A 25,986-nucleotide genomic window follows, 5' to 3' on the forward strand; every position below is an offset into this window, starting at 1 on the left:
TTGCTTCGTGATGTGTGTGGTGGTCGCGGAATTACTTGGCGTCTGCTGCCTCGGCGGCGGCGACCTCAGCGGTCTCCTCACCGGAAGCGGCAGCGATGGCCTCGTCGTGCGCCTCGGCGCCGGCCTCGTCAGCAGCGGTCTCGTCGGCAGCGGGGGTCTCGACGGTGGCAGCCTCGTCAGCTGCGGCGTCATCGACCTCTGCGGCGTCAGCCGACTCCTGCACGGGAGCCTCGAGGAGCTCCTTCTCCCAGTCGGCGAGCGGCTCAGCGTCACCCGTCTCGGGGTTGTGCTTCTGCTGCAGGCCCTCTGCCGCTGCGTCCGCGATGATGCGGGTGAGCAGCGAGACGGAGCGGATGGCGTCGTCGTTGCCGGGGATCGGGTACTGGAAGTCGTCCGGGTCGGCGTTGGTGTCGAGAATGCCGATCACCGGGATGCCGAGCTTCTTGGCCTCGTCGATGGCGAGGTGCTCGCGCTTGGCGTCGACGACCCAGAGAGCGGACGGCGTCTTGGTGAGGTTGCGGATACCACCGAGCGACTTGTGGAGCTTGTCGAGCTCACGCTTCTTGAGAAGGAGTTCCTTCTTGGTGAAGCCCGAGGCAGCCGGGTTCTCGTAGTCGAGCTCCTCGAGCTCCTTCATGCGAGCGAGACGCTTCGCGATGGTCTGGAAGTTGGTGAGGAGTCCACCGAGCCAGCGCTGGTTGACGTAGGGCTGGCCGACGCGCGTGGCCTGCTCCGCGAGGATCTCCTGCGCCTGCTTCTTCGTGCCGACGAAGAGGATCGTGCCGCCGTGCGCGACGGTCTCCTTGACGAAGTCGTAGGCCTTGTCGATGTAGCCGAGCGACTGCTGGAGGTCGATGATGTGGATGCCGCTGCGCTCCGTGAGGATGAAGCGCTTGACCTTCGGGTTCCACCGACGGGTCTGGTGTCCGAAGTGCACGCCGCTGTCGAGCAGCTGGCGGATGGTGACCACAGCCATGGTCGTCTCCTTGTTCCGGCGCGATTCTGCGCCCTTGAGGTTGTCGAGTCGATCGGACGACCGAACTCCCTGGTGCCCGGCGCACACCCGCCTGAGTGGAATCAGGACCAGTGGGAGTGGATGCCACGACCGAAGTCGCTCTGGGCACGCGTAGTCACCCCGAGATCGAGGTGCTCCAACAGCATACAGGATGCGGCGGCCTCACTCCTCCTGCACGATGCACCGAAGCCATGTCTTCCCCACATGGATCGCGGGGGTTGCGATGACGCGTCCCTCCGCCGGCGGGAACGACGGACCATTGCCTCATGAACTCCCGCGCACGCGCGACCATCGCGTTCCTTCTGCTGGTCGTCCTGATTCTCGTCGCTCCGATCCCGGCGCGTGCGCGCGCGTCATCCGCGGAAGGTGTGAAGTATCCCGTCTGGCTCTGGCCGACCGATGAGCGCCGCGCGATCGCGTCGCCGTATCGCGCTCCCGCGCACGAGTACGGTGCCGGCCATCGAGGGATGGACCTCGCGACGACGCCCGGGGCTGTGATCCGCGCTCCCGCCGACGGGACGATCGCATTCCGCGGAACCGTCGTCGACAGGCCTCTGATCACGATCGAGCACCCCGGTGGCTACGTGTCGACGTTCGAGCCGTTGTCCTCCGAGCTCTCGCCGGGAGACGCGATCTCATCGGGGCAGGTGATCGGCACCGTGGCTGCCGGTGGCCACGCGGCGCCCGGCACTCTGCACCTCGGTGTGCGAATGGATGGCGCGTACATCAACCCGATGCTCCTCTTCGGCGCCGTACCCAGGGCGGTGCTGCTCCCCTGCTGCACGACCCCATGAATCGGTGACCGGGTGTTCAGGCGCGCGGGTGTGCGAGGCGATACGTCGCGGTCAGCCGTTCGGCGGACACGTGGGTGTAGATCTGGGTCGTACCGAGACTCGCATGGCCGAGGATCTCCTGCACCGCTCGCAAGTCCGCGCCGCCGTCCAGGAGGTGGGTCGCGGCAGTGTGTCTCAGCGCATGCGGGCCGACCGTGTCCGTCCCGATGAACGGTGCGAGCACGTCGGCGACGAGCGAATAGACCGCGCGCGGTCCGATCCGCGCGCCTCGACTGCCGAGTAGCAGAGCCGGCGACGGTCGGGCAGCTCGTGCGGCGAGTGAGGGGCGCCCTCGAGACAGGTAGGCACCGGTGGCATCACGTGCAGGAGCACCGTAGGGCACCACCCTCTCTTTCGCGCCTTTTCCCAACACGCGCGCCGTGCCCCGGTCGAGGTCCAGATCGTCGACATCGAGTCCGCACAGCTCGGAGACTCGGATCCCTGCCCCGTACAGCAGCTCGAGAATCGCATGGTCGCGGAGCGCGATCGGATCACCGGCGGCGGCGGCGTGCCGTTGCGCCTCGAGAAGAGTCGTCATCGCGTCCTGAGAGGCGATGACGGGCAGCGTCCGCCCCCGCTTCGGGGCTACCAGCCGGAGACTCGGATCGTGTGCGACGAGCTGCTGCTCCTGCGCCCAGCTGAAGAAGGACCGCGCCGCCGCGGCGCGCCGCGCGAGTGTTGACCGCGCGTCCCCCCGTTGAGTCGCGCGCCACAGCCAGTCGCGCAGTGTCTCGAGTGTGACGTCTTCGAGCTCGCGATCGCCGACGGTCTCCGCGAGATCACGGAGATCAGATCGGTAGGCCCGCACAGTCGCTGAAGACAGCCGACGCACTCGGGAGAGATGCTCGGTGAAGGCGTGTGCTGCTGCCTGGAACTGCATGGATCAAGTGTGCAGGAGCGCGAATCCGCGCGGTGTCAGCCGCGCCGCTCTCCGTCCGGCCGTTTCCGCCATCCGCTCTCGACGCGCGTGACAATCCCATCCAGCTCCAGGAGCCCGAGGAGGGCACCGATCCTCTCGGGAGCGAGCCCCGATATTCGGGAAAGCTCGAGAACGGGTCGTGCGGAGCGACTGCTCAGGGCGTCGAGCACCCGAGACCGATCCGGGTCCGTGGCTCCGCCAACGGTCGTCCCGGGTGCGGCGTCACCCCACAACTCGCGTATCTCAGCGGCGGTCGTGACGCATCTCGCGTCGTATTCACGAAGAAGCCGATGACAGCCGGCCGACGATGCGGAGGTCACAGGCCCAGGCACCGCACCGAGCGGCCGTCCGAGCGCAGCCGCGTGTCCTGCGGTGTTCAGTGAACCGCTCCGCCACCCTGCCTCCACCACGACCGTCGCGTCGCCGAGAGCGGCGATGAGTCTGTTGCGCGAGAGGAATCGCCACTTCGTCGGCGCGGTGCCGCAGGGCACTTCGCTCACCACGGCTCCGGTCTCCACGATTCTCCGCAGCAGCTGCTGATGGCCTTGGGGATACGCGCGATCGACTCCCCCGGCGAGGAAGGCTACGGTCTTGCCGCTCACGCCGAGGGCGGCCCGATGGGCTGCCCCGTCGATGCCGTACGCTCCGCCGGATACGACGACCGTGCCGGTGGCTGCGAGCTCGCCGGCGAAGTCACCGGCGAGCATCTCTCCATAACCGCTGGCCGCCCTCGCGCCCACGATCGCGACTCGGCTCGGAGCCGTGAGCAGCGCCGGGTCCCCGCGAACCCAGAGCACTGTCGGCGCATGCGCCCCAAGGTCGTCGAGAGATCTCGGCCAGAGGTCGTCCCCCGGCAGAAGCAGCCGAGCGCCGACCTCGGCTGCTGCACGGATCGCATCGAGAACGCTGCGCGCATCCGCGCGGACCATCCACCTGGCTCGTCCCTCGGCGAGAGTCCGTTCACTGACCTCCGAACTCGCCACGGCCCCTCCGCCGATCGCCAGCCCCAGTGATGCCACTGCGCCCCGCTCCGCGATGAGCGCTCCGGCGACTCCGTCCCCCGGCTCGGTGAGGACTGACCACGACACTCGTGCCAGCGCCTCGTCCAGGTCATCGACTAGTCGCACCTGTCGCAGCGATCGCCGCACCGCCGCATCGCCTCTGAGAGACTCGATCACGATAGGTATCCCCTCTTCAAGAACAGTGCCCGTCCTATTTCTTCCCGGCCTGGACTGTCGACCTCGGCGAGGTCCGCCATGGTCCAAGCCAGCCGCAGAACCCTGTCATAGCCGCGAAGAGTGAGCGCTCCCCGCTCGAGAGCCCTGTCCAGTGGCGCCCTTGCCTCTGCGGCGATCCGCAGATCGAGCTGTCTCAATCGGGCGCCCGGAACCTCGCTGTTGCGGACCCACGGTGTCCCCCGCCACCGCGAGACGGCCCGCTCACGCGCCTGCACGACTCTCGCTCGAGCTCGCTCGCTCGTCACCTCCGTACGGTCGCCGATCATGGCCCGAGCAGCAGACACGCGCGAGACATGCAGCTCGATATCGACCCGGTCGCGAAGCGGACCGGAGAGTCGGGTCGAGTATCTCCGGATCGCCAACGACGGACATGTGCATTCCGCACCGCGCACCCCGTAATTGCCGCACGGGCACGGATTGAGCGCCATGACGAGTTGGAAGCGTGCGGGGAACTGTGCGGTGACGCCCGATCGACTCACCTCGATGACGCCGGACTCGAGCGGCTGCCGCAGTGCGTCGAGCGCGACTCTCGAGAATTCCGCTGCTTCGTCGAGGAAGAGCACACCTCTGTGCGCGCGAGAGATGGCGCCAGGACGAACAGACCTCGTGCCGCCTCCGACGAGCGCCGCAACCGAGGCGCTGTGGTGAGGCGACTCCATCGGTGGCGTGGCGTCGAGAGCTCGCACAGCGTCGCCGGTGAGTGAGCGGATCGAGGCCACTTCGAGAGCCTCGTCGTCGGAGAGACTTGGAAGTATGCCGGGGAGTCGCCGCGCGAGCATGGTCTTACCTGCGCCTGGCGGGCCGCTGAGCAGCATGTGGTGGCCTCCTGCTGCCGCGACGATCAGCGCCTCGACGGCCTCGTCCTGTCCGACGACGTCCGCGAGGTCCAGCCTCTCGCGATGCTCCGGCGCGAGTGTCGCCGAGGCGACCGGATCGGCATCGAGCACGTCGATCTCCGCGCCGTGCCAGACGGCGACCTGCGAGAGACTCGCTGCTGCGCGAACCTCGATTCCGGGCACCAGCCTCGCCTCCGCCTCGTTGCCCCACGGCACGATCACGGTGTCGAACCCCGCACGCGCAGCGGCGAAGACGGACGGGAGCACCCCGGGCACGGGACGGAGCCGGCCGTCGAGTCCGAGTTCGCCGAGATGCACCGTTCCCGCGATGGACCGCGTCGACAGCGCTCCCCCTGCCGCGAGAGCGGCGACCGCGATGCTCAGGTCGAAACCGGCTCCCTGCTTGGGGAGGCTGGCGGGCGAGAGGTTGACCGTGAGGCGGCGGCGCGGAAGATCGAGTTGCGTGTTCTTGCAGGCGTTGTGAACCCGCTGAACCGCCTCGCCGAGCGCTTTGTCCGGCAGGCCGATGATCTTGAAGTCGGGGGTCTGGTTCGAGATGTCGGCTTCGACCTCGACCATGTGCCCGTCGACCCCGGTGAGCGCGACCGCCCACGTGCGGGCCGTTTTCACGACACGTCCACGAGATGTTCGAGAGTGCTGTGCTGCGGGTCGGCTCCGATGATCCCGATCGCCTCGATCCGGATCGCGAGGCCGACCGCCTGTTCGGGATGCTCGGCCGCCCACGCATGAGCCAATTGCCACAGTCGTCGGATCTTGCGGGAATCCACGGCCTCGAACGGGTGTCCGTGGGAGATCGTCCGTCGTGTCTTGACCTCGACGATGGCGAGGTGGTGACCGCGACAGGCGACGATGTCGATCTCGCCCTGCGCACATCGCCAGTTGCGGTCGAGGACCACATATCCGATGCCGGTCAGATACCGAACCGCATGTTCTTCGCCGGATCTACCGAGCTCGTCTTTCGCTGCCATGAAGACAGCCTGTCGATCGGGATCGACGACCGCGCTTCAGGAGTGGGGACGTTGCGGAGTGCGGGGACAGCCCATCAGAAAGCCGGACTGTGCAGAAGTGGTCACTCCCCGTCGAGCGACAGCTCCTGGGGCAGCTCGAACTCGCGGCGCTGAAGCTCTTCGACGTTGACGTCCTTGAACGTCAGCACGCGCACAGCCTTCACGAAGCGGTCGGCACGATAGATGTCCCACACCCAGACGTCACTCATCGAGATCTCGAAGTAGAAGTCGTGCTCGGTGTCACGACGCACGACGTTCACCTCGTTGGCGAGGTAGAACCGGCGTTCCGTCTCGACAACGTACTGGAACTGCGCGACGACATCGCGGTATTCGCGGAACAGCGCCAGCTCGAGCTCGCGGTCGTAGTCGTCGAAGGCTTCCTCATCCATGATCACTCCATCCTAGAGTCGGCGACGCGTCGATGACGCACGCAGGCTCAGAACAGAGTCGGGACATCCGCGATCGCCCAGGATGATCGGTGGTGTGGAGAGAGCCCGAGGCTGCGGATCGCATCGCGATGCTCGAGGCTCGCGTATCCCTTGTTCCGGTCCCACTGGTACGCGGGGTGACCCTCGTGGAGCTCCGCCATGTAGGTGTCCCTCGCCACTTTCGCGATCACCGATGCCGCCGAGACCGATGCGCAGTCGCGGTCGCCCTTGACGACCGGTCGCACCCGTAGAGGCACCGGATGCACCCGCGAGACATAGTCGTGGTTGCCGTCGAGGAGCACCAGAGCCCCGTCGAGGCGAACTCCCGAATCGACGACGCTCTGCACGGCGCGCGACGCTGCAAGACCGAGCGCTCGCATGATGCCCACCTCGTCGACCTCGGCCGCGCTGGCCCAACCGACTCCAGAAGCTTGCACCCATGCCGCGGCTCGCGCAGCGACATCGGGCCGACGCCGCTCGGTGACCAGCTTCGAATCCCGAAGCCCTTCGGGAACGCGGCGGCGCGCCCCTGCCGCATCCATCACGGCAGCTCCGACCGCCACCGGCCCGGCAAGCGCACCGCGTCCGACCTCATCGAGGGAGATGATCAGATCGCACTCGCTCAGCAGCCTGCGCTCCAGAGTGAGCTTCGGAGCGACGACGGTCATTCCGGATCCGGGACGCCGTTGAAGCTGTCATGGTGGCCGTCGATCGTGCCCAGACGGTCGAAGGGCCACGTGGTGAAGAACGCCTTGCCCACGACGTTCTCGATCGGGACGAAGCCGCCGCTCGGAAGATCCTGATGCGCCCGCGAGTCGCGCGAGCGATCGCGGTTGTCTCCGAGGAGCCACAGCGACCCATCCGGCACGACCACGTCGAACGGATCGTTCGACGCTGCGGTGTCGCCGTCTGGCAGGTTGAGGTAGCTGAGCTCGTCGATGGGCGCTCCGTTGACCGTGATCTGTCCGAGCGCGTTGCAGCAGACGACGTGGTCACCCGGGAGACCGATCACACGCTTGACGAGGTGATCCTGCGAATCCGTGGCCGAGATCCCGACGACGTTGAGCATCCAGTCGAAAGCCTCGACGAGAGGCGGCTGCGCAGGAGTCTGCGGCTGGCCGTCGAGCCACCCGCCCGGGTCCTTGAAGACCACGACGTCGCCGCGTTCGTAGGCGGTCCACCGCGGCGTCAGCTCGTCCACGAGGATCCGATCGTTGACCAGGAGAGTTCGTTCCATCGACGCGGACGGGATGTAGAAGGAGCGGACGATGAAGGTCTTGACGACGAAGGAGACGAGCGCCGCGATGACGACGATCACGAGGACGTCGCGAAGGAACACGAGGAACCCACGACGCCGCTTCGTCGGTCGAGCGGACGCGGCGGCGGAGTCAGTCGTCATGGGGTTTCCTTCACAGTCTCGCACCGCACGGAGACGGCAGTATCAAGGGTCGCACACCCCGGGGAGAACACAGCACCCCGGGACATCGTGTCCCGGGGTGCTGTGGAGAGCCTGCGCGTCAGTTGTCGCGCTTCTCCTTGATCTTGGCCTTCTTGCCCCGCAGCTGACGGAGGTAGTAGAGCTTCGCGCGACGCACGTCACCGCGGGTGACGACCTCGATGTGGTCGATCACCGGGGAGTGCACCGGGAACGTACGCTCGACGCCCACCTGGAAGCTGATCTTGCGAACGGTGAAGGTCTCGCGCACGCCGTCGCCCTGGCGGCCGATGACGACGCCCTTGAAGACCTGGATACGCGAGCGGGTGCCCTCGGTGATGTTCACGTGCACGTTGACCGTGTCACCGGGGTGGAAGACGGGAACGTCTGAACGCAGGGATGCTGCGTCGACGGCGTCGAGGATCTGCATGATCGTCTCTCTCTGCACTCGCCTCAGGTCGGTTGCATGCTGTAAGTAGGAATAAGAAGAAGTGTGTGCTGAACGGCGCCGAAGCGTCCGTGGGCTCCCCTGAGGCAGAACCGGTCACGGCACAAACACTCATTCTGCCATGGATGCCGCACACGGCCAAAACGTCGCCTGCGCTGCCGTCACTCCGGCGAGTCCTTCTCCCGGATGACGAAGACCTCTCGCACGCGGGTCTCCGGCGCGGGCTCGTCGACGCCGGGAACGGTGGACCACGAGATGGTCTCGCGGATCCGTGCTCCGCTTCCCTTCGCCTCGTTCCACAGCTGCCAGAGCTGCAGCCAGACCAGACCGATGCCGACGACGACGGCGGCGGCGAGAAGCCAGCCGAACGCGCCGTCGATGAAGCATCCGACAGCGATGGTCAGCCCGTGCCAGAGCGTGAAACCGCCGACATCCCACCACGAGACGGCCCTCTCGACCCGCACCGACGGGCGAGACCGAGTCAGGAGCGTGAGAAGAAGCTGGCCGACGAACACGGAGGGGACCGCGATGAAGAGGACCCAGAGGATGGCCCAACCGCCTTGGAAGACGCCCCACCCCACGAGCAACCAGAGCGGCAGGAGGAACGCTGCCGGAATGAGCCACCGGAAGAACGCCTGACGCAACCACATGTCACAAATCGTACGACGGCGTGCGGCCGATGATCCAGGTGTTCGCTCTGAGCACGCGGCCTCGAGGCGGACGCCCGTCACCCGGAGATCGGGGAGAATGGAGAGGACGAGAGGACACCCGATGATCGAACTGCGCACCCCTGCCGAGATCGACGAGATGCGCGCCGCCGGTCGCTTCGTGGCCGAGACCCTGGCGACCCTGCGCGACGAGACGAAGGTCGGCACGAACCTGCTGTCGATCGATCGCCGAGCGCACGACATGATCCGCAAGGCCGGAGCGGAGTCCTGCTACATCGACTACCACCCGTCCTTCGGCGCCAGTCCCTTCGGCAAGGTGATCTGCACCTCGATCAACGACGCTGTACTGCACGGCCTCCCCCACGACTACACGCTGCGAGACGGCGACCTGGTGTCGCTCGATTTCGCCGTCTCCGTCGACGGATGGGTGGCCGACTCCGCGGTGTCCTTCGTCGTCGGCACTCCCCGCGACGAGGACCTCCGCATCATCGAGACGACAGAGCGCGCTCTCGCTGCGGCCATCGACGCGGCCGTGGTCGGCAACCGGATCGGTGACATCTCAGCCGCCATCGCCGCGATCTCACACGGCGAGGGGTATTCGATCAACACCGACTTCGGCGGTCACGGTGTCGGACGCATCATGCACGGCGACCCCCACGTCCCCAACGACGGTCGCGCCGGACGTGGATTCCCGTTGCGCGAGGGCCTCGTGTTCGCGCTGGAACCGTGGCTGCTCGAGACCACGGACGAACTCGTGACCGATCCCGACGGATGGACCCTGCGGAGTGTGGACGGTTCCAGGGGCGCGCATTCGGAGCACACCGTGGCCGTGACGGCCGATGGCCCGATCGTCCTCACCGACAGGTCATTCCTCGGCGTTCGCTGACCCGCGGGGCTCAGCCGGCGGCAGCGCGCGTTCCCACGCGGCGACCGGACCCTCGAGGACGTGGAACGCAGGATGCGGTTCGGGCACCGAGACCGCGGACCAGAGTCCGAGCACGTCGGGATTGCGCTCCGCGAGCTTCGCGCTGAGATGCGACCATTCCAGCGCGAGCTGGCCGGTGGTCACGGACAGGATCGACTCACCTCTCGCATCCGGTCGATCGATTCGCGATCGGTCGAAGGTATAGCTGCGCACGTCCGCCTCGACGGCGACGCCCCGAAGGTACGCGCCGATGGCATCGAGCGGATCGGGATAGGCACGGAACCGCTCCAGTTGGGGGTGACCGGTGTAGCCACGGGTTCGCCCGGCGAGCACCGCTTGAGCGAGCAGCGCCTCCCGCCAGCAGGCCACCAGACCCTGGCGATCGAGGTACTGCGGGTGCAGTGACCAGATCCTCATGCGCGCCGATAGACGAACACGTCGGTGATGATCGGCAACTCGAGCTGTTCGCGCCCGCGTGTGTCCGGGTCCCCGTCGAGCACCGCTTCGATGGCGGTCGTCATCACCGAACGGGCATGGTCGTCGGCCACGAGGAAGGTGCTCACCGTCGACCAGCGACGGAGGTACGCCTCGCGGCTGATCTGCTCCGTCCAGTGGATCGATTCGCTCGTCACGAACGTGAATCCGGGGAGCTCCGCCGCGGCGGTGCTGGTCGTTCCGTCCGTGTCAGCGACCGCGGGGTGCGCGATACGGTGCGCTGCTCGATCCCACGAACTCGACGGATCCGAGTGGTTCCAGACCAGCCCGAGAGTTCCGCCCGGCGTGAGGATGCGCGAGATCTCCGCACAGGCAGACTCACGATCGAACCAATGGAACGCCTGCGCGACGGCGACGACATCCGCCGTGCCGTCCGGCAACGGAATCCGCTCGGCACTGCCGATGAGGCCTTCCACATCCGGAAGCTTGGCTCGCAGAACCGACAGCATCTGTTCGGAGGGCTCGACAGCGATCACGCGTTCCGCTCGGGCCGACAGCAGTTCCGTGAATTTCCCGGTGCCCGCGCCGAGGTCCAGCGCAGTCCCGATGCGCTGTGGTGCGATGAGCTCGACCGCCTCCACGGGGAATCCGGGACGGTAGCGGTCGTAATCCGCCCCGATCGTCTCGAACGACTTCGCCAGCACCTCATCGACCATGGTGCGACGCTATCAGCCGCCGATTCCGCCAGTACGGAGGCGACGCGGCTATGCCATCCTGAGTCCATGATTCCGGAGGATCGGCATGTGCCAGAACACCTGTTCCTGGTGCGGCACGGGCAGACCTGCTGGAACCTCGATCATCGGCTGCACGGACAACTCGACTCGCCTCTGACCGAGGACGGCATCCTTCAGGCGCAGAGCGTCGCCGCGCGCCTCGTCGACCGAGGCATCACCACCGTGTGCTCCAGCCCGCTCGGCCGCGCGCTCCGGACCGCGGTCATCGTCGCCGATCGGATCGGCGCAGATCTCGTGGAGGTACCGGAGCTCGCCGAGCTCCATCACGGTGAGATGGCCGGCCTGACCTGGTCCGAGATCGATGAACGATTCCCCACCGCCCGCGAGGACCGGGCTGAGAACCGATATGGTTGGGCATTTCCCGGAGGTGAGAGCTACGCCCAGGCGAAGGGACGTGCCCGCCGGGCGCTGTCGGTGTGCGGGTGGGCTTCGTCCGGGATCCCGCTGCTGGTGAGTCACGAGATGATCGGTCGGCTGCTGCGTGCGGAGCTCCGGGGCCTGGACCCCGCATCCGCGCTCTCGCTGCGGCACCCTCAGGGCGTGGTGTTCGAGATCGACTCGGGGATCGAACGGATCGTCTAGCGGTCGTCGTCCGGCAGCAGATCCGGGCGCCGACGTCGCGTCCGTTCGATCTGCTGATCCCGCCGCCAGGAAGCGATCACGCCGTGATTGCCGCTCAGCAGTACGTCCGGCACCGGTCGCTCTCGCCACACCGACGGCTTCGTGTAAGACGGGTACTCGAGGAGTCCGTCCTCGTGAGACTCCTCGACGAGGCTCGCCGGATTTCCCACAACACCGGGGATCAGGCGACCGATGGCCTCGATCATCGCCATCGTCGCCACTTCCCCGCCGTTGAGGACGTAATCGCCGAGACTGATGAGCCGCACCTCGCCGAGCGATGAGGCGTATTCGAACACCCGCTCGTCGATCCCCTCGTATCGACCGCATCCGAAGATGAGGTGGTCGCGAGTGCTGAGATCGCGTGCGGTGGCCTGCGTGAAGACCTCGCCTGCGGGCGAGGGGAAGATGATCGTGGGCCGACTGCCCTCTTCGGACGGAGCAGATGATGCCAGCTCGTCGAGCGCGAGCCCCCAGGGCTCCGGCTTCATCACCATCCCCGCCCCACCCCCGTAGGGGGTGTCGTCCACGGTGCGGTGACGATCGGACGTCCACTCACGGAGGTCTCGGACACGCAGGTCGAGGATGCCGGTACTCTGCGCCTTCCCGAGCAGGGAGAGCGTCAGACCGTCGAAGTACGACGGGAAGATCGAGAGGACATCGATGCGCACTGGCGGGCCGAACGGGGGATCAGTCGGTGGCGTCGGAGTCGGAGGACTCCCCCGCCTCCGTCGCATCGGACGCGTCAGGGAGCTCTTCGAAGAGGCCCGCAGGCGGCGTGACGATGACGCGCCCGGCGCTGATGTCGACCGTGGGAACGATCGCCTGGACGAACGGCACCATGATGTCCTGCTCGCCGGACCTGACGATGAGCAGATCCTGCGCAGGGAAATGCTCGACGCGAGCCACCTTGCCCACGACGACGCCGTCACGGACGACGTCGAGACCCACGAGCTGATGGTCGAACCACGCGTTGTCCTCGACCTCGTCGTTGTCCTGATCGATCCAGAGGATGGCTCGGACGAGAGTCTCTGCGCCCTCGCGATCGTCGACATCCTTGAGGAAGACGACGGGGTTGCCGTTCATCACGCGGTATTCGCGAACGACGACGGTCTTGCCGTGCCACGGAGATGCCTCAGGCACCTGCAACGTGAACTCGGCTCCCGGAGTGAATCGGCGTTCCGGGTTGTCGGTGTACAGCTCGAGCTTGAGAGCGCCCTTGAGGCCGTGGGCCTTGACGAGGCGCCCCACCCGCAGCTGGTTCTTGCCCTGGTTGCGGTCCTTGGACACCACGTCAGTCATCCGCGACGTCGACCCGGACACGCCGCCCATCCGCGAGAGCGGCGATGAGCGTGCGCAGTGCTTTTGCGGTGCGGCCGCCGCGCCCGATCACTCGACCACGGTCGTCGGGGTGCACACGCACCTCGAGCAGGTCGCCTCTCGGCGTCGTGGAAGCGTTGATGCGGACATCTTCAGGGTGATCGACGATCCCCTTGACGATGTGTTCGAGCGCGGCGGCGAGCACGACGAATTACTCTGCGTCGGCGGCGGGAGCCTCTGCGGCCTCCGCGTCGGCCTTGGCGGGAGCCTCCTCAGCGGGGGCCTCCACCTTCTTCTCGGCCTTGGGCTTGACGACGGACTTCTTGGACGCGTCGATCTCGAACGGAACCTTGGGCTCCTTGACCTTCAGCGTGGACTTCGCGTCCTTGTCGCCCTTGAACTTGCCCCAGTCGCCCGTGATCTTGAGCAGAGCAGCGACCTGCTCGGTCGGCTGAGCGCCGACGGAGAGCCAGTACTGCGCACGGTCGGAGTCGATCTCGATGAACGAGGGCTCCTCGGTGGGGTGGTACTTGCCGATCTCCTCGATCACGCGACCATCGCGCTTGGTCTTCGAGTCGGCGACGACGATGCGGTAGTACGGCGCACGGATCTTGCCCAGGCGCTTGAGACGAATCTTGACAGCCACGATTCTCCTGAATTGTGTGGAAGGTAACGAACCGATCGCCTGGAGAGTGGGGTGCACACCCGGCGGAAGCTCAAATAGGGAGGACGAGTGCTGGATAGAGGGTCGAGCACGTCGTCCGACCTTCTATTCTGCCAGATCCGCGGCCCAGGAGCGAAACGCGGCGACACGACGGTTGCCGTGTCGCCGACAGCGCGTGTCAGACTGTGCTCGTGAAGCTCGATTTCGCGCCATCGGCCCGGTCCACCGTCGGTCTCGAGTGGGAGATCATGCTCGCCGATCCGGTGAGCGGTGATCTCGTCGGCCGCGCCCCCGAGTTGCTGTCCGCACTCGAGGATGAGAGTGCAGAAGAACGGCACACCGTGACCGGCGAGCTCCTCACCAACACGATCGAGGTCACCAGCGGCATCGGCGATTCCGTGGCCCATGCCGTGGACGACATCGCCAACGCGATCACCGCTGTTCGTGCGGCGACGGATCCGGCCGGCATCGAGCTGCTCTCGGCCGGCAGTCACCCGTTCGCGCAGTGGTACCACCAGGAAGTGACCGACAAGACGCGCTACCACACCCTGATCGAGCGCACCCAGTGGTGGGGTCGGAACATGATGATCTGGGGGATCCACGTCCACATCGGCGTGGAGGATCAGCGCAAGGTCATCCCGATCATCAACGCCCTCGCCGCTTATCTCCCGCATCTGCAGGCTCTCTCCGCCTCGAGTCCGTTCTGGGCCGGTGAGCGCACCGGATACGCCTCGAACCGTGCTCTGGTGTTCCAGCAGCTGCCCACTGCGGGGCTCCCGTGGCCGCTGCAGGACTGGTCGGAGTACGAGGCCTACCTCGACGACATGGTGCGCACCGGTGTGATGGCGGACGCCACCGAAGTGCGCTGGGACATCCGGCCCGCACCGCGGTGGGGGACGATCGAGGTGCGGGCATGCGACGGGCTCTCCACGCTGCCGGAGCTCGCGGCAGTGGCCGCGCTCGTGCAGGTCCTGGTCGAGCATCTCTCGCGTCAGATGGACGAGGGACTCCCCCTCGCGCAGATGCCTGCTTGGTACCACCGGGAGAACAAGTGGCGCGCCGCGCGCTACGGCTTGGACGCGCGGGTGATCGTCGACGCCGCCGGAACCCAGCGTCCCGTGCGGGAGCATCTTTCGGAGGTGCTCGAGGAGCTCGCCCCGGTCGCGGTCGAACTCGGCTGCGTGCGTGAGTTCGGCAGCATCGAGACGATCCTCACGGACGGCGCGAGCTACGAGCGTCAGCTGACGATCGCGAACGCGACGGGCGGCGACCTCGGTGCAGTCGTCCAGCATCTGATCCGAGAGTTCCGCTCCGGCCCGGAATCCTCGACCGACGAGCCGTAGGGTCAGTCCTCGACGAGCCTGCGCGCGAGTCCTTCATCGAGCACCACGTCCGTGATGAGGTCGGCGGCGATGGCGGCGCGGAGGCTGGCGAGCTTCGGAACACCGGACACCACGCACACGCGTCGGGGCACCCGCCGCAGCCTGTCGAGACCCGGACCCGTCGCCCGTGCGTTGACACGGATGTCCCTCCAGGATCCGTCCGCGCGGAAGAAGACCGTGGCCACGTCGCCGATCGCATGGTCCTCCCGGAGGCTCCGGTAGTCGTCGCGACCGAGATAGCCGCCGACGTACACGCGACTGGGGACCTCCGCGGCGGGCGAGCCGAGACTGAACACGGCGATGTCCATCTTCGACTGCAGGTCGAGCACCCGCAGAGTGCTCCGCTCTCGCCACATCGCCTCGCGCGTCGAGGGATCGTCGAAGAACGCGGGCACGGGGAACTGCTGCACCTGCGCACCGAACGCGCTGCCGAAGCGCTGGAGGATGTCGCTCGAGTACTCGACCCCGCTGGTCTGCGTGTTCCCGGCACCGTTCAACTGCACGAACGTCGTGTTGTGCGTCTCCTTCTGCGTGAGACCACGACTGACCGCGCTGATCGTGGATCCCCACGCGACACCCACGATCATGTTCGAGTCGACGAACTGCGACAGCAGCCGCCCTGCGGTCAGAGCCACCCGCTCGAGCCTCTCGACCTCGCTGACGATCTCGGGGATCGGTACGACGTGGGCCACGAGGCGATGCCTGTCCCGGATGCGCTGCTCCAGCATGCCGAGTCGCTCGAGAGGCGAATTGATGCGGATGTCCACGAGTCCGCTCTCCCGGGCGAAGCTGAGCAGGCGCGACACCGATGATCGCGAGGTCTTCAGCTCCTGCGCGATCACCTCCATGGTCTTGTCCTGCATGTAGTAGAGCTGTGCCGCGGTGAGCGCGGCGATCAGCTTGGAATCGCGCGATCCCGCGTCAGACTGGCGCATGACGACCTCCTCGAGTCGATCTTTGCACATATGTGCAACGGGCTTGCGCGTGGTGGGCGATCAGGTCGAAGCTGGGAGCACGCACAGAGAAGGGTCGAAGATGATCGAGTCGACACACTCATCACCGGAACGCGCGGCAGTCCGCGCCGTCCGTGAGTCCGGACGCACGAGCGTCCTTGTCATCGGAGCCGGGATCAACGGGATCTCCGCGTTCCGTGATCTGGCGCTGCAGGGCGTCGACGTACTGCTCGTCGAGCGAGGCGACTTCGCCTCCGGCGCTTCGGCTGCGTCGAGCCACATGATCCACGGCGGCATCCGCTATCTCGAGAACGGCGAGTTCCGACTCGTGCGCGAATCGGTCGAAGAGCGCAACGGTCTGCTGAAGATCGCCCCGCACTACGTCAAGCCGCTCGAGACGACGATCCCCATCTACTCGACCTTCTCCGGCATCCTGTCCGCCCCCCTGCGCTTCCTCACGCACAAGAGCGGCAAGCCCCAGGAGCGTGGAGCGTTCCTGATCAAGGTCGGACTGACGATCTACGACACGTTCTCCCGCGACGGCGGCATGGTGCCCCGTCACCGGTTCCTGGGTCGCAAGCGCTCGCTCGCCGAGCTCCCCTCGCTCGACCCGAACATCAAGTACACGGCCACCTACTACGACGCGTCGATGCACGACCCGGAGCGCCTCGCGCTCGACGTCCTGCAGGACGGACGCGCCGCACACCCCGGCGCCGTCGCACTGAACTACGTCGAGGCGATCGCGCGCGACGGCGAGAAGGTCGTCCTCCGCGATCGTGAGAGCGGGACCGAGTTCACCGTCACCGCCGATGTCGTCGTGAACGCATCCGGTCCGTGGACCGATCTCACCAACGACGCGCTGGGCAACGACACGCGCTTCATGGGCGGCACCAAGGGATCCCACATCGTCCTCGACCACCCCGAGCTCCTCGAGGCGACGCGCGGACGCGAGATCTTCTTCGAGCACTCCGACGGTCGCATCGTCCTGATCTACCCGCTCAAGGGTCGCGTTCTCGTGGGGACGACCGACATCGATGCAGACCCCCGCGAGGTCCCGGTGTGCACCGAGGAGGAGATCGACTACTTCTTCGACCTCATCCACCACGTCTTCCCGACGATCGACGTGACCCGCGAGCAGATCGTCTTCAACTTCTCGGGGATCCGTCCGCTCCCCCGGCATGAGGACACCGCGCCGGGATTCGTCTCTCGCGACTATCGCATCGAAGTCGACGAGAAGGGTGCCGCCCCTCTCGTGAGCCTCGTCGGAGGCAAGTGGACCACCTTCCGAGCCCTCGGCGAATCGCTCTCCGACGTGGTGCTCGGTCTGATCGGTCGCACCCGCACCGTGTCCACCGCCGGACGCGCCATCGGCGGAGGCCGTGACTTCCCGCGCACCGAGAAGGCACGTCGCATCTGGATCCAGGAGAACCTGCCCGGAGCCGGCGATCGCGCCGAGCGTCTTCTCGCCCGATACGGAACCCGCGCCGCGCAGGTCTGGGAGTTCATCGAGCAGGGAGACGACGCGCCTCTGGTCGGCGGCGACCTCTCGACGCGTGAGCTGGCATGGATGGTCGAGAACGAGATGGTCGCGCGACTGCAGGACGTCGTTCTGCGCCGCACCAGCATCGCTTTCACCGGCAACGCCGACGCGGATGTGCTCGAAGAGCTTGCAGACGCGCTGTCTCCTCTGCTCGACTGGGATCGCGCACGGCACGATGCCGAACTCGAGCAGACGCGGGCGCTGCTGAACGAACGCCATGGACTCCAGATCTCGTCACGCGCACGCGGCTGACGAGACATCCGAACACCGCCCTCCACGCGGTGCAATTCCCAACAAGTGCCAGCGCTAAGGGGCCCTGGCACTCAAGAAAGGTCAATGAAGACATGACTGAAGTGAATCTCGGTCTCTACTTCCTCTCGGAGTTCGTCGGCACAGCGCTGCTGATCCTCCTCGGATGTGGTGTGGTCGCCAACGTCGCACTAGCCAAGAACAAGGGCTTCGGCGGCGGTTTCCTGATGGTCAACTGGGGATGGGGTCTCGCGGTCTTCGTGGGTGTCCTCGCCTCCGCCTACTCCGGCGCCATCCTGAACCCTGCTGTCGGCATCGGCCTTCTCGTCGCAGGCAAGATCGACTTCTCTCAGTTCGCGGTCGCGACCGGTGCTGAGCTGCTCGGCGCGATCGTCGGTGCGATCCTCACCTGGCTGGCCTACAAGCAGCACTTCGACGAGGAGCCCGACCCCGCCAACAAGCTCGGCGTCTTCTCGACCGGTCCCGCGATCCGCTCGTACGGCTGGAACCTCGTCACCGAGGTCATCGGCACGTTCGTCCTCGTGTTCGCGGTCTTCGCGTTCGCTGACTACGGCGACATCGAGATCGGCGTCCCCGGAGGCCTCGGCCCGCTCAGCGCCCTTCCCGTCGCACTCGTCGTGGTCGCCATCGGTGCATCGCTCGGTGGACCGACCGGATACGCGATCAACCCGGCACGTGACCTCGGCCCCCGCATCGCCCACGCCATCCTCCCGATCAAGGGCAAGGGTTCCAGCGACTGGTCCTACTCGTGGGTCCCGGTCGTCGGTCCGCTCATCGGTGGTGTCCTCGCCGCCGTCGCTGCGCCGGTACTGCTCAACCTCGCCTGAACCCGAACCTGACTTCAAAGGAGAACACAATGGCCGACTACATCATCGCCATCGATCAGGGCACCACCTCCAGCCGCGCGATCATCTTCGACAAGAAGGGCAGCATCGTCGCGACCGGTCAGAAGGAGCACGAGCAGATCCTGCCCAAGGCAGGCTGGGTCGAGCACGACCCCGCTGAGATCTGGCGCAACGTGCAGGAGGTCATCGGACTCGCACTGAGTCGCGCCGACCTGACGCGCCACGACATCGCCGCGGTCGGAATCACGAACCAGCGCGAGACCGCTGTCGTCTGGGACAAGACCACCGGCAAGGCCGTCTACAACGCCATCGTCTGGCAGGACACCCGTACGCAGGAGATCGTCGACCGCCTCGCGGCCGACGGCGGGGTCGAGCGGTTCAAGCCCATCGTGGGCCTCCCCCTCGCCACCTACTTCTCCGGCACCAAGATCGCCTGGATCCTCGAGAACGTCGAGGGCGCTCGCGAGAAGGCGGATGCCGGCGACCTCGTCTTCGGCACGACAGACAGCTGGGTGCTCTGGAACCTCACCGGCGGTGTCGACGGCGGCGTTCACGTGACGGACGTCACCAACGCCTCGCGCACGATGTTCATGGATCTCGAGACGCTCGAGTGGCGCGACGACATCCTCGAGGCGTTCGGCGTTCCCCGCTCGATGATGCCCGAGATCCGCTCCTCCTCCGAGGTCTACGGCGCAGCCGAGGACTCGTCGCTGCTGCGCGAGACGCCGATCGCCGGCATCCTCGGCGACCAGCAGGCCGCGACCTTCGGCCAGGCCGCATTCAACACGGGCGAGAGCAAGAACACCTACGGCACCGGGTGCTTCCTGATCTTCAACACGGGTGAGGAGATCGTCCACTCGAAGAACGGCCTGCTCACCACTGTCGGCTACAAGCTCGGCGACGGACCGACGCACTACGCGCTCGAGGGCTCGATCGCCGTCACCGGATCCCTGATCCAGTGGCTGCGCGACCAGCTCGGCATCATCGGCTCCGCTCCCGAGGTCGAAGAACTCGCGAAGCAGGTCGACGACAACGGCGGCGTGTACATCGTCCCGGCGTTCTCCGGTCTGTTCGCGCCCTACTGGCGTCCGGACGCCCGCGGCGCCATCGTGGGCCTCACCCGCTACGCGAACAAGAATCACATCGCTCGCGCAGCGCTCGAGGCGGTCGCATTCCAGACCCGCGACGTGCTCGACGCCGTCAACGCGGATGCCGGAGTCGACCTCACGGAACTCAAGGTCGACGGCGGGATGGTCGCGAACGACGCGCTCATGCAGTTCCAGGCCGATGTGCTCGGTGTGCCGGTCGTTCGCCCCGTCGTGGCGGAGACGACAGCGCTCGGCGCCGCTTACGCGGCCGGTCTCGCCGTCGGATTCTGGAACGGACTCGACGATCTCTCCGCCAACTGGCAGGAGGACCGCCGTTGGGAGCCCTCCATGGAAGACGGAGAGCGCGATCGCCAGCTGCGTCTGTGGCGCAAGGCCGTCAGCAAGTCGATGGACTGGGTCGACGAAGACGTGAAGTGACCTCAGATACCTGAGTGGGCGGGCCCGGAGGATTCCTCCGGGCCCGCTTCATCATTCCGGCGCGACGTCATCGACTCGACGACGCGGAGGAAGGCGGACGTGACGTTGCGCGGGGCGCGATCGTCCCAGGCGACGTACTGAACCCGTACGGGACCATCGACGAGATCGACCGCCGCGACGTCGAAGGACGACGTAGCGATCACCCCCGGTGCCAGCAGTGAGATCGCGAGCCCCTGGGAGACGAGACCCAGTATCAGCTCAGACGAGTCCGCTTGGAAGGGCACGTCACGTGTGATGCCGGCTGCCGCGAAGGCAGCGTCCGCCTGGGCGCGGCCAGATGTGCCCGCGGGAAAGTCTGCGAAGACCTCATCCGCGAGGTCGGCGAGGCTGACGCCGACATGCCCGGAGATGCGGTGAGCAGGGGATGCCGCGACGACAAGGCGTTCGCGGGCGAGTGCACGAAATGCCACGCTCCGAGGCTCGACCCCCTCTCGCAGTCCCAGCAGAGCGACATCGAGGTCGCCGCGCCGAACGGCCTCCACCAGCGTGTCGCTGTTGCCGACCGTGAGCTCGACCGCGGCATCCGGATGAGCGGCGCGGAACCGTGCGATCGCTTGCGGGACAGGGACGGCGCTGCCCGTAGGGATGACACCGAGATGAAGGGTGCCCACGACGCGGCCGGCCGTGGCAGCCGCAGCGTCACGCGCATCGTGCGCTGCTCTGACCGCCCGATTCGCATGGACGAGGAATGCCTCACCCGCCTCGGTGGTGCGTACGCTGCGGCTCGATCGGACGAACAGCCGCTGCCCGAGTTCCCGCTCGAGAGCAGCTATCTGGTGGCTCAGCGCCGACTGCGTCACGAAGCAGCGCTCGGCGGCGCGCGTGAAACTGGCGGATGACGCGACTTCGACGACGTATCTCAACTGCTGCAGATCCATGCATTCATGATCGCAGTTCATGTGTCAGGTGAGAACCATGCGTTGGACTCATGGCTAATGGGCATTCAGGCTGAAGGAATGAACCGCCTAGCCCTGCTGCTGCTCACCGCGCTGGCCCCTCTGTCGTGGGGCACCACCTACCTCGTGACGACGGAGTTGCTCCCGACCGGTCATCCCCTCTTCGCAGGACTCCTCCGCGCGCTTCCTGCGGGACTCGTCGCACTGGCGATCGGTCGCGCTCTGCCGCGCGGAGCCTGGTGGCTGAGATCTCTCGCACTCGGAACCCTCAACATCGGCGCATTCTTCCCGCTCCTGTTCATCGCCGCGGAAAGGCTGCCCGGCGGAGTCGCCGCCGCCGTCGCGGGTGTCCAACCGCTGACCATCCTCGGACTGAGTGCTCTGCTGCTCGGAGACCGCATCCGCCCTGTCACGGCAATCGCTGCCGCCGTGGGTGCCGGAGGCGTCGCTCTCGTCGTGCTCGGACCAGCAGCCCAGCTCGATGCCCTCGGCATCCTGGCGGCACTCGGCGCGGTGACTGCGACCTCGGTGGGCATGATCCTCACCAAGCGCTGGGGGCGCCCGGCAGGCGTGGGGGCCGTCGCCTACGCGGGGTGGCAGCTGACTGCGGGCGGGCTGGTCCTGCTGCCCCTCGCCCTGTTGTTCGAAGGCACTCCCCCGACCGTCGACGGCGGAGCAGCGCTCGGGTACGTCTGGCTCGGATCGGTGGGAGGCCTGCTCGCCTACATACTGTGGTTTCGAGGCATCCAGCAGCTGCCGGTGATCGCACCCGGGCTGCTCGCTCTGCTCTCCCCCGTCGTGGCGACTCTGCTGGGCGCACTCGTCGCCGGCGAGAGGTTCACGACGGCTCAGGTCGTCGGTGTCGTTCTCGTCCTGGTCGCCCTCGTCGGAGGACAGCTGACCGCGCTCCGGCGACCCCGCCGGTCGTCACGTGTTCCCGAACCGGCGCTGCCCGCGCGCCGACTCTGAAGGGACGCCTCAGCTCTTGCCGAAGAGCTTCTGGATCTCCGCGAGGTCGGCTTCGCTCGGCGCCTTCGCGCCCCCGAGACCGAAACCCGAACCCGTCGGAGTCGACGTCGGAGCGAGGCCGGCGTTCTCGGCGGCGCGCTTGGCGGGGTTGCCCGAACGTGAACCGCCGGAGGACTTGCCCTTCTTGCCGCGCTTCGACGACGCGCCGGGCTTGCCCATGCCGGGCATCGACCCCATGCCGGGGATGTTCGGGGTGCCACCGCGCGCGACGGTCTTCATCATCTTCGCGGCCTGATCGAAGCGCTGGACGAGCTGGTTGACATCCGTGACCGTCATTCCCGAACCGCGGGCGATACGCAGGCGACGCGAGCCGTTGAGGACCTTCGGATTGCGGCGCTCACCGGGAGTCATGGAGCGGATGATCGCCTCGGTGCGATCGATCTCGCGCTCGTCGAAGTCCTCGAGCTGCTGCTTCATCTGCCCCATGCCGGGAAGCATTCCCAGCATCTTCTTCATCGATCCCATCTTCTTCATCTGCTGAAGCTGGTCGAGGAAGTCTTCGAGTGTGAACTGCTCGGTCGCGAGCTTCTCGGCCATCTTGACGGCCTCTTCCTCATCGAAGGCCTGCTGGGCCTGCTCGATGAGGGTGAGGATGTCGCCGAGATCCAGGATCCGGCTGGCCATGCGATCGGGGTGGAACGGCTCGAGGTCTTCGAGGCGCTCACCGGTCGATGCGAAGATGATCGGGCGTCCGGTCACGGAGGCGACGGACAGCGCCGCACCACCGCGGGCATCTCCGTCGAGCTTCGACAGCACGACGCCAGTGAAGTCGACACCCTCCTGGAACGCACGAGCGGTGTTCACCGCATCCTGGCCGATCATGGCGTCGATGACGAAGAGAACCTCGTCGGGGTCGGTGGCCTTGCGGATGTCGGATGCCTGCTTCATGAGCTCGGCATCCACGCCCAGGCGTCCGGCGGTGTCGATGATGACCACGTCGTGCTGGTGACGTCGCGCATGCTCGACACCGTCACGCGAGACCTTGACCGGGTCGCCCACGCCGTTGCCCGGCTCGGGTGCGTAGACGGTGGCACCGGCCTGCTCGGCGACCACCTGGAGCTGGTTCACGGCGTTCGGGCGCTGGAGGTCCGCCGCGACGAGCAGAGGAGTGTGTCCCTCCCCCTCGAGCTGCTTCGCGAGCTTGCCCGCGAACGTCGTCTTACCCGACCCCTGGAGTCCTGCGAGCATGATGACCGTCGGCGCGGTCTTGGCGAACTGGAGACGACGCTGCTCGCCTCCGAGGATCTGCACGAGCTCCTCGTTGACGATCTGCACGACCTGCTGGGCCGGGTTCAGTGCCTTGTTGACCTCGTCGCCGAGGGCACGTTCGCGCACCTTCGCGGTGAAGTCCTTGACGACCGTGAGCGCGACGTCGGCGTCGAGCAGCGCACGCCGGATCTCGCGCACTGTGCCGTCGACGTCGGCCGCAGTGAGCTTTCCCTTCGTGCGAAGGTTGCGGAAGGTCTCGGTGAGCCGATCGGAGAGCGTGCCAAAGGTAGCCATGGTGACACCGAGTTTACGCGAATCCTGACCCGTTCTCCGCGCTCGCTGCCGCGGTCCACGGCAACCGCGCGATCGCGCGCACAGCGTCGGCGAATCGATCGCTGACCGAACCGCGACCTGCGCCGCTCTCGGCCCAGGCTCGCACCGCAGCGAGAACCGCGGCGGCCCACGTCGCTGCCGCGATGTCGGCGGTGAGCGCGGGGACGCCGGAGCGCCGGGCGAGATCGGCGAGGGTCGCAGCCAGGCGCGCCTGTCGCCGTGCGGCGTCCTGCTCGAGTTCGTCGTCGAGCCCCATCGCGGACGAGTTGTTGATCGCGAGTGCGAGGCTGTCGGGTGCGAAGTCGTCGACGAGAGCCGAGAGGATGCGTCTGACGTGCGCGCCGTCGCGATCTTCGTGCACCGCGACCAGATCTTCGACCGCACGACCGATGCGGTCGTCGAGACCGGACCAGAGCACGTCGCTCTTCGACGAGAAGTAGTTGAAGAAGCTCGAGCGGCTCACTCCGGCTCGCTGGGTGATGTCGGCGACCGAGGTGGCGTCGTATCCCTGCTCGAGGAACAGCTCGCAGGCAGCCTCGGCGAGAGTCTCCCGCGAAGACGCCTTAGGCCGCCCTGCTCGGCTCGTGCTGCTCATGTCAACACGCTACCGCGCGTCGCTGCGGCGCGCCGCGGTCAGTGCGGAGGAGTATTCTTAGACGCAATCCATCTATTGACGAGAGTGGTCTCCATGCTCGAGATACTGACGGCGGGTCTCGCCCCGGCGTACGTCCCCTACACCGTGGGCTGGGATCTGCAGCGCAGCATCCATGCCGACGTCGTGTCCGGCACCCGTCCGGACACGCTCATCCTCCTCGAGCATGAGGCCGTGTACACCGCCGGCAAGCGGACCGAGCCGCAGGAGCGCCCCCACGACGGCACTCCGGTGATCGACGTCGACCGCGGCGGGAAGATCACCTGGCATGGCCCCGGCCAGCTCGTGGGATACCCGATCGTCCGACTGCCCGAGCCGATGGACGTCGTCGCTCACGTCCGCCGCCTCGAGCGCATCCTGATCGACGTGCTCCGTCCGCTCGGCGTCGACGGGTACCAGGTCGAGGGACGCAGCGGCGTATGGGTCCGCCGCCCGCTCTCGGAGGACAAGGTCGCGGCGATCGGGGTGCGTGTGCAGCAGGGCGTCACGATGCACGGCTTCGCGATCAACTGCGACAACACTCTCGCGGGCTTCGGCGGCATCATCCCGTGCGGGATCACCGACGCGGGCGTGACGACGGTGAGCGAGGTCGTCGGTGCTGACGTCTCCCCCGCCGACATCAGCGCCTCCGTGTCCGCCGCCTTCCTCGCCGAATACTCGACCGCCGACCGTGTAGGAGCCTCCAGATGACCGCCGCACCCGAGGGACGCAAGCTCCTCCGCCTCGAGATCCGCAACGCCGAGACGCCCATCGAGCGCAAGCCGGAATGGATCAAGACGAAGGCGAAGATGGGGCCCGAGTACACCGCGCTCCACTCGCTGGTGAAGAGCGAGGACCTCCACACCGTGTGCCAGGAGGCGGGGTGTCCGAACATCTTCGAATGCTGGGAGGATCGAGAGGCGACCTTCCTCATCGGCGGTTCGCAGTGCACCCGTCGGTGCGACTTCTGCCAGATCGACACCGGCAAGCCCGACGCCTACGACACGGACGAGCCGCGCCGGGTCGCCGAGAGCGTCGTGCGGATGAACCTCCGCTATGCGACGGTCACCAGCGTCGCCCGCGACGACCTCCCGGACACCGGAGCCTGGCTGAATGCCGAGACCGTCCGGAAGATCCACGAGCTCAACCCGAACACCGGAGTAGAGCTGCTCGCCAACGAGCACAACGCCGATCCGGCCTTCCTCGGCCAGATCTTCGACGCACGCCCCGAGGTCTTCGCCCACAACGTCGAGACCGTGCCGCGCATCTTCAAGCGCATCCGCCCTGCATTCCGGTACGAGCGCTCGCTCGATGTGATCACGCAGGCACGCAACGCGGGACTGATCACCAAGTCCAACCTCATCCTCGGAATGGGCGAGGAACCGGAGGAGGTCGTCCAGGCGCTGAACGACCTGCACGACGCCGGCTGCGACATCATCACCATCACGCAGTATCTGCGGCCGTCTCCTCGTCACCTGCCTGTCGCACGCTGGGTCAAGCCGACGGAGTTCGTGGAGTTCAAGGAGGAGGCCGAGCGGATCGGCTTCCTCGGCGTGCTCGCAGGCCCCCTCGTGCGCTCGTCCTACCGCGCCGGCCGGCTGTGGGCGCAGTCGATGGTGTCGAAAGGACGCGAGATCCCGCCGCACCTGGCGCACATCGCCGAGAGTGCAGACCTCGGCTTCGCCCAAGCCGTCTGAACTGAGGCGGG

At 66.9% G+C, this 25,986-nt stretch carries 30 protein-coding genes; 10 read left to right on the top strand and 20 right to left on the bottom strand.

Going from position 1 to position 25,986, the window contains the following annotated elements; all coding sequences use genetic code 11:
- Window positions 1-31: 31 nt before the first annotated feature.
- On the bottom strand, window positions 32-976 hold the full coding sequence (rpsB, locus tag ACZZZF_RS03660) for a 30S ribosomal protein S2 (protein WP_053095994.1): 945 nt from the start codon (window positions 974-976) through the stop codon (window positions 32-34).
- A 305-nt stretch (window positions 977-1,281) separates the two neighbouring features.
- Here rpsB and ACZZZF_RS03665 point away from each other — a divergent pair, with 305 nt between their 5' ends.
- Window positions 1,282-1,809: a murein hydrolase activator EnvC family protein gene (locus ACZZZF_RS03665; RefSeq protein ID WP_463497102.1), complete on the top strand. Its 528-nt coding sequence runs from the start codon at window positions 1,282-1,284 to the stop codon at window positions 1,807-1,809.
- A gap of 16 nt (window positions 1,810-1,825) precedes the next feature.
- Here the strand turns inward: ACZZZF_RS03665 and ACZZZF_RS03670 are convergent, their stop codons facing one another.
- The 9 genes from ACZZZF_RS03670 to ACZZZF_RS03710 form a co-directional block, all read right to left on the bottom strand.
- Window positions 1,826-2,728, bottom strand: a complete 903-nt coding sequence (locus ACZZZF_RS03670) for a tyrosine-type recombinase/integrase (protein WP_463497104.1) — start codon at window positions 2,726-2,728, stop codon at window positions 1,826-1,828.
- A gap of 35 nt (window positions 2,729-2,763) precedes the next feature.
- Window positions 2,764-3,945, bottom strand: a complete 1,182-nt coding sequence (dprA, locus tag ACZZZF_RS03675) for a DNA-processing protein DprA (protein WP_463497106.1) — start codon at window positions 3,943-3,945, stop codon at window positions 2,764-2,766.
- Complete coding sequence (locus ACZZZF_RS03680; protein ID WP_463497108.1) at window positions 3,942-5,471, bottom strand: YifB family Mg chelatase-like AAA ATPase; 1,530 nt, start codon at window positions 5,469-5,471, stop codon at window positions 3,942-3,944. The genes dprA and ACZZZF_RS03680 overlap by 4 nt, the downstream gene beginning before the upstream one ends.
- Complete coding sequence (locus ACZZZF_RS03685; RefSeq protein ID WP_372983585.1) at window positions 5,468-5,830, bottom strand: YraN family protein; 363 nt, start codon at window positions 5,828-5,830, stop codon at window positions 5,468-5,470. The genes ACZZZF_RS03680 and ACZZZF_RS03685 overlap by 4 nt, the downstream gene beginning before the upstream one ends.
- 101 nt (window positions 5,831-5,931) lie before the next feature.
- Window positions 5,932-6,258, bottom strand: a complete 327-nt coding sequence (locus tag ACZZZF_RS03690; RefSeq protein ID WP_042541663.1) for a DUF2469 family protein — start codon at window positions 6,256-6,258, stop codon at window positions 5,932-5,934.
- Between the two features lie 47 nt (window positions 6,259-6,305).
- Window positions 6,306-6,965 (bottom strand): ribonuclease HII, encoded by a 660-nt coding sequence (locus tag ACZZZF_RS03695; protein WP_053095954.1) that lies wholly within the window; start codon window positions 6,963-6,965, stop codon window positions 6,306-6,308.
- The gene (gene lepB / locus ACZZZF_RS03700) at window positions 6,962-7,696 is read right to left on the bottom strand and encodes a signal peptidase I (protein WP_053095952.1); all 735 of its coding nucleotides are present in this window, start codon (window positions 7,694-7,696) and stop codon (window positions 6,962-6,964) included. Before lepB ends, ACZZZF_RS03695 begins: the two co-directional genes overlap by 4 nt.
- A gap of 118 nt (window positions 7,697-7,814) precedes the next feature.
- Window positions 7,815-8,162 carry a 50S ribosomal protein L19 gene (rplS, locus tag ACZZZF_RS03705; RefSeq protein ID WP_053099097.1) on the bottom strand — a complete coding sequence of 116 codons (348 nt, stop codon included), beginning with the start codon at window positions 8,160-8,162 and terminating at the stop codon, window positions 7,815-7,817.
- Window positions 8,163-8,341: 179 nt separating this feature from the next.
- A complete protein-coding gene (locus ACZZZF_RS03710) occupies window positions 8,342-8,830 on the bottom strand; it encodes an MFS transporter permease (RefSeq protein WP_072591208.1) in 489 nt (162 codons plus the stop codon).
- A 121-nt stretch (window positions 8,831-8,951) separates the two neighbouring features.
- Here ACZZZF_RS03710 and map point away from each other — a divergent pair, with 121 nt between their 5' ends.
- Entirely contained in the window at window positions 8,952-9,734 is a 783-nt protein-coding gene (map, locus tag ACZZZF_RS03715) for a type I methionyl aminopeptidase (protein WP_053095949.1), read from the top strand.
- Here the strand turns inward: map and ACZZZF_RS03720 are convergent.
- Both ACZZZF_RS03720 and ACZZZF_RS03725 read right to left on the bottom strand, forming a co-directional pair.
- The gene (locus tag ACZZZF_RS03720; RefSeq protein WP_053095948.1) at window positions 9,714-10,190 is read right to left on the bottom strand and encodes a pyrimidine dimer DNA glycosylase/endonuclease V; all 477 of its coding nucleotides are present in this window, start codon (window positions 10,188-10,190) and stop codon (window positions 9,714-9,716) included. The two genes, map and ACZZZF_RS03720, sit on opposite strands and share 21 nt — an antisense overlap.
- On the bottom strand, window positions 10,187-10,924 hold the full coding sequence (locus tag ACZZZF_RS03725; protein WP_463497111.1) for a class I SAM-dependent methyltransferase: 738 nt from the start codon (window positions 10,922-10,924) through the stop codon (window positions 10,187-10,189). Before ACZZZF_RS03725 ends, ACZZZF_RS03720 begins: the two co-directional genes overlap by 4 nt.
- A gap of 87 nt (window positions 10,925-11,011) precedes the next feature.
- Here ACZZZF_RS03725 and ACZZZF_RS03730 point away from each other — a divergent pair, with 87 nt between their 5' ends.
- On the top strand, window positions 11,012-11,584 hold the full coding sequence (locus ACZZZF_RS03730) for a histidine phosphatase family protein (protein WP_400340965.1): 573 nt from the start codon (window positions 11,012-11,014) through the stop codon (window positions 11,582-11,584).
- Here the strand turns inward: ACZZZF_RS03730 and trmD are convergent.
- The 4 genes from trmD to rpsP are packed head-to-tail and all read right to left on the bottom strand — an operon-like array spanning window position 11,581 to window position 13,586.
- Window positions 11,581-12,291, bottom strand: coding sequence for a tRNA (guanosine(37)-N1)-methyltransferase TrmD (trmD, locus tag ACZZZF_RS03735; RefSeq protein WP_053095944.1), 711 nt, complete (start codon window positions 12,289-12,291; stop codon window positions 11,581-11,583). The two genes, ACZZZF_RS03730 and trmD, sit on opposite strands and share 4 nt — an antisense overlap.
- 19 nt (window positions 12,292-12,310) lie before the next feature.
- Window positions 12,311-12,922 carry a ribosome maturation factor RimM gene (gene rimM, locus ACZZZF_RS03740; RefSeq protein WP_053095943.1) on the bottom strand — a complete coding sequence of 204 codons (612 nt, stop codon included), beginning with the start codon at window positions 12,920-12,922 and terminating at the stop codon, window positions 12,311-12,313.
- On the bottom strand, window positions 12,915-13,145 hold the full coding sequence (locus ACZZZF_RS03745; RefSeq protein ID WP_053095941.1) for an RNA-binding protein: 231 nt from the start codon (window positions 13,143-13,145) through the stop codon (window positions 12,915-12,917). Before ACZZZF_RS03745 ends, rimM begins: the two co-directional genes overlap by 8 nt.
- Window positions 13,146-13,151: 6 nt before the next feature.
- Entirely contained in the window at window positions 13,152-13,586 is a 435-nt protein-coding gene (rpsP, locus tag ACZZZF_RS03750; RefSeq protein WP_053095939.1) for a 30S ribosomal protein S16, read from the bottom strand.
- Window positions 13,587-13,795: 209 nt separating this feature from the next.
- Here rpsP and ACZZZF_RS03755 point away from each other — a divergent pair, with 209 nt between their 5' ends.
- Window positions 13,796-14,947, top strand: coding sequence for a glutamate--cysteine ligase (locus ACZZZF_RS03755; protein ID WP_072592271.1), 1,152 nt, complete (start codon window positions 13,796-13,798; stop codon window positions 14,945-14,947).
- Window positions 14,948-14,949: 2 nt separating this feature from the next.
- On the opposite strand, the gene ACZZZF_RS03760 is transcribed toward ACZZZF_RS03755, so the two are convergent.
- Window positions 14,950-15,921 carry a sugar-binding transcriptional regulator gene (locus tag ACZZZF_RS03760; RefSeq protein WP_053099094.1) on the bottom strand — a complete coding sequence of 324 codons (972 nt, stop codon included), beginning with the start codon at window positions 15,919-15,921 and terminating at the stop codon, window positions 14,950-14,952.
- A gap of 100 nt (window positions 15,922-16,021) precedes the next feature.
- Between ACZZZF_RS03760 and ACZZZF_RS03765 the strand changes: the two genes are divergently transcribed.
- From ACZZZF_RS03765 to glpK, 3 genes are all read left to right on the top strand, one after another.
- Window positions 16,022-17,731, top strand: coding sequence for a glycerol-3-phosphate dehydrogenase/oxidase (locus ACZZZF_RS03765; protein WP_053095938.1), 1,710 nt, complete (start codon window positions 16,022-16,024; stop codon window positions 17,729-17,731).
- Window positions 17,732-17,823: 92 nt separating this feature from the next.
- Window positions 17,824-18,576, top strand: coding sequence for an MIP/aquaporin family protein (locus tag ACZZZF_RS03770; RefSeq protein ID WP_053095936.1), 753 nt, complete (start codon window positions 17,824-17,826; stop codon window positions 18,574-18,576).
- 29 nt (window positions 18,577-18,605) lie between these two features.
- Window positions 18,606-20,120, top strand: a complete 1,515-nt coding sequence (glpK, locus tag ACZZZF_RS03775; RefSeq protein WP_053095934.1) for a glycerol kinase GlpK — start codon at window positions 18,606-18,608, stop codon at window positions 20,118-20,120.
- Window positions 20,121-20,122: 2 nt separating this feature from the next.
- On the opposite strand, the gene ACZZZF_RS03780 is transcribed toward glpK, so the two are convergent.
- Window positions 20,123-21,058: a LysR family transcriptional regulator gene (locus tag ACZZZF_RS03780; protein WP_053095933.1), complete on the bottom strand. Its 936-nt coding sequence runs from the start codon at window positions 21,056-21,058 to the stop codon at window positions 20,123-20,125.
- A gap of 78 nt (window positions 21,059-21,136) precedes the next feature.
- Here ACZZZF_RS03780 and ACZZZF_RS03785 point away from each other — a divergent pair, with 78 nt between their 5' ends.
- A complete protein-coding gene (locus ACZZZF_RS03785; protein WP_463497113.1) occupies window positions 21,137-22,045 on the top strand; it encodes an EamA family transporter in 909 nt (302 codons plus the stop codon).
- Between the two features lie 9 nt (window positions 22,046-22,054).
- Here the strand turns inward: ACZZZF_RS03785 and ffh are convergent, their stop codons facing one another.
- Together ffh and ACZZZF_RS03795 are read right to left on the bottom strand one after the other, a co-directional pair.
- The gene (ffh, locus tag ACZZZF_RS03790; protein ID WP_053095928.1) at window positions 22,055-23,608 is read right to left on the bottom strand and encodes a signal recognition particle protein; all 1,554 of its coding nucleotides are present in this window, start codon (window positions 23,606-23,608) and stop codon (window positions 22,055-22,057) included.
- A gap of 13 nt (window positions 23,609-23,621) precedes the next feature.
- Window positions 23,622-24,242: a TetR/AcrR family transcriptional regulator gene (locus ACZZZF_RS03795; protein WP_053095926.1), complete on the bottom strand. Its 621-nt coding sequence runs from the start codon at window positions 24,240-24,242 to the stop codon at window positions 23,622-23,624.
- A gap of 93 nt (window positions 24,243-24,335) precedes the next feature.
- Between ACZZZF_RS03795 and lipB the strand changes: the two genes are divergently transcribed.
- Complete coding sequence (gene lipB, locus ACZZZF_RS03800; protein WP_320488162.1) at window positions 24,336-24,989, top strand: lipoyl(octanoyl) transferase LipB; 654 nt, start codon at window positions 24,336-24,338, stop codon at window positions 24,987-24,989.
- Complete coding sequence (gene lipA, locus ACZZZF_RS03805) at window positions 24,986-25,975, top strand: lipoyl synthase (RefSeq protein ID WP_053095923.1); 990 nt, start codon at window positions 24,986-24,988, stop codon at window positions 25,973-25,975. The genes lipB and lipA overlap by 4 nt, the downstream gene beginning before the upstream one ends.
- Window positions 25,976-25,986 lie beyond the last annotated feature (11 nt).

Source organism: Microbacterium sp. AC215, assembly GCF_979258645.1.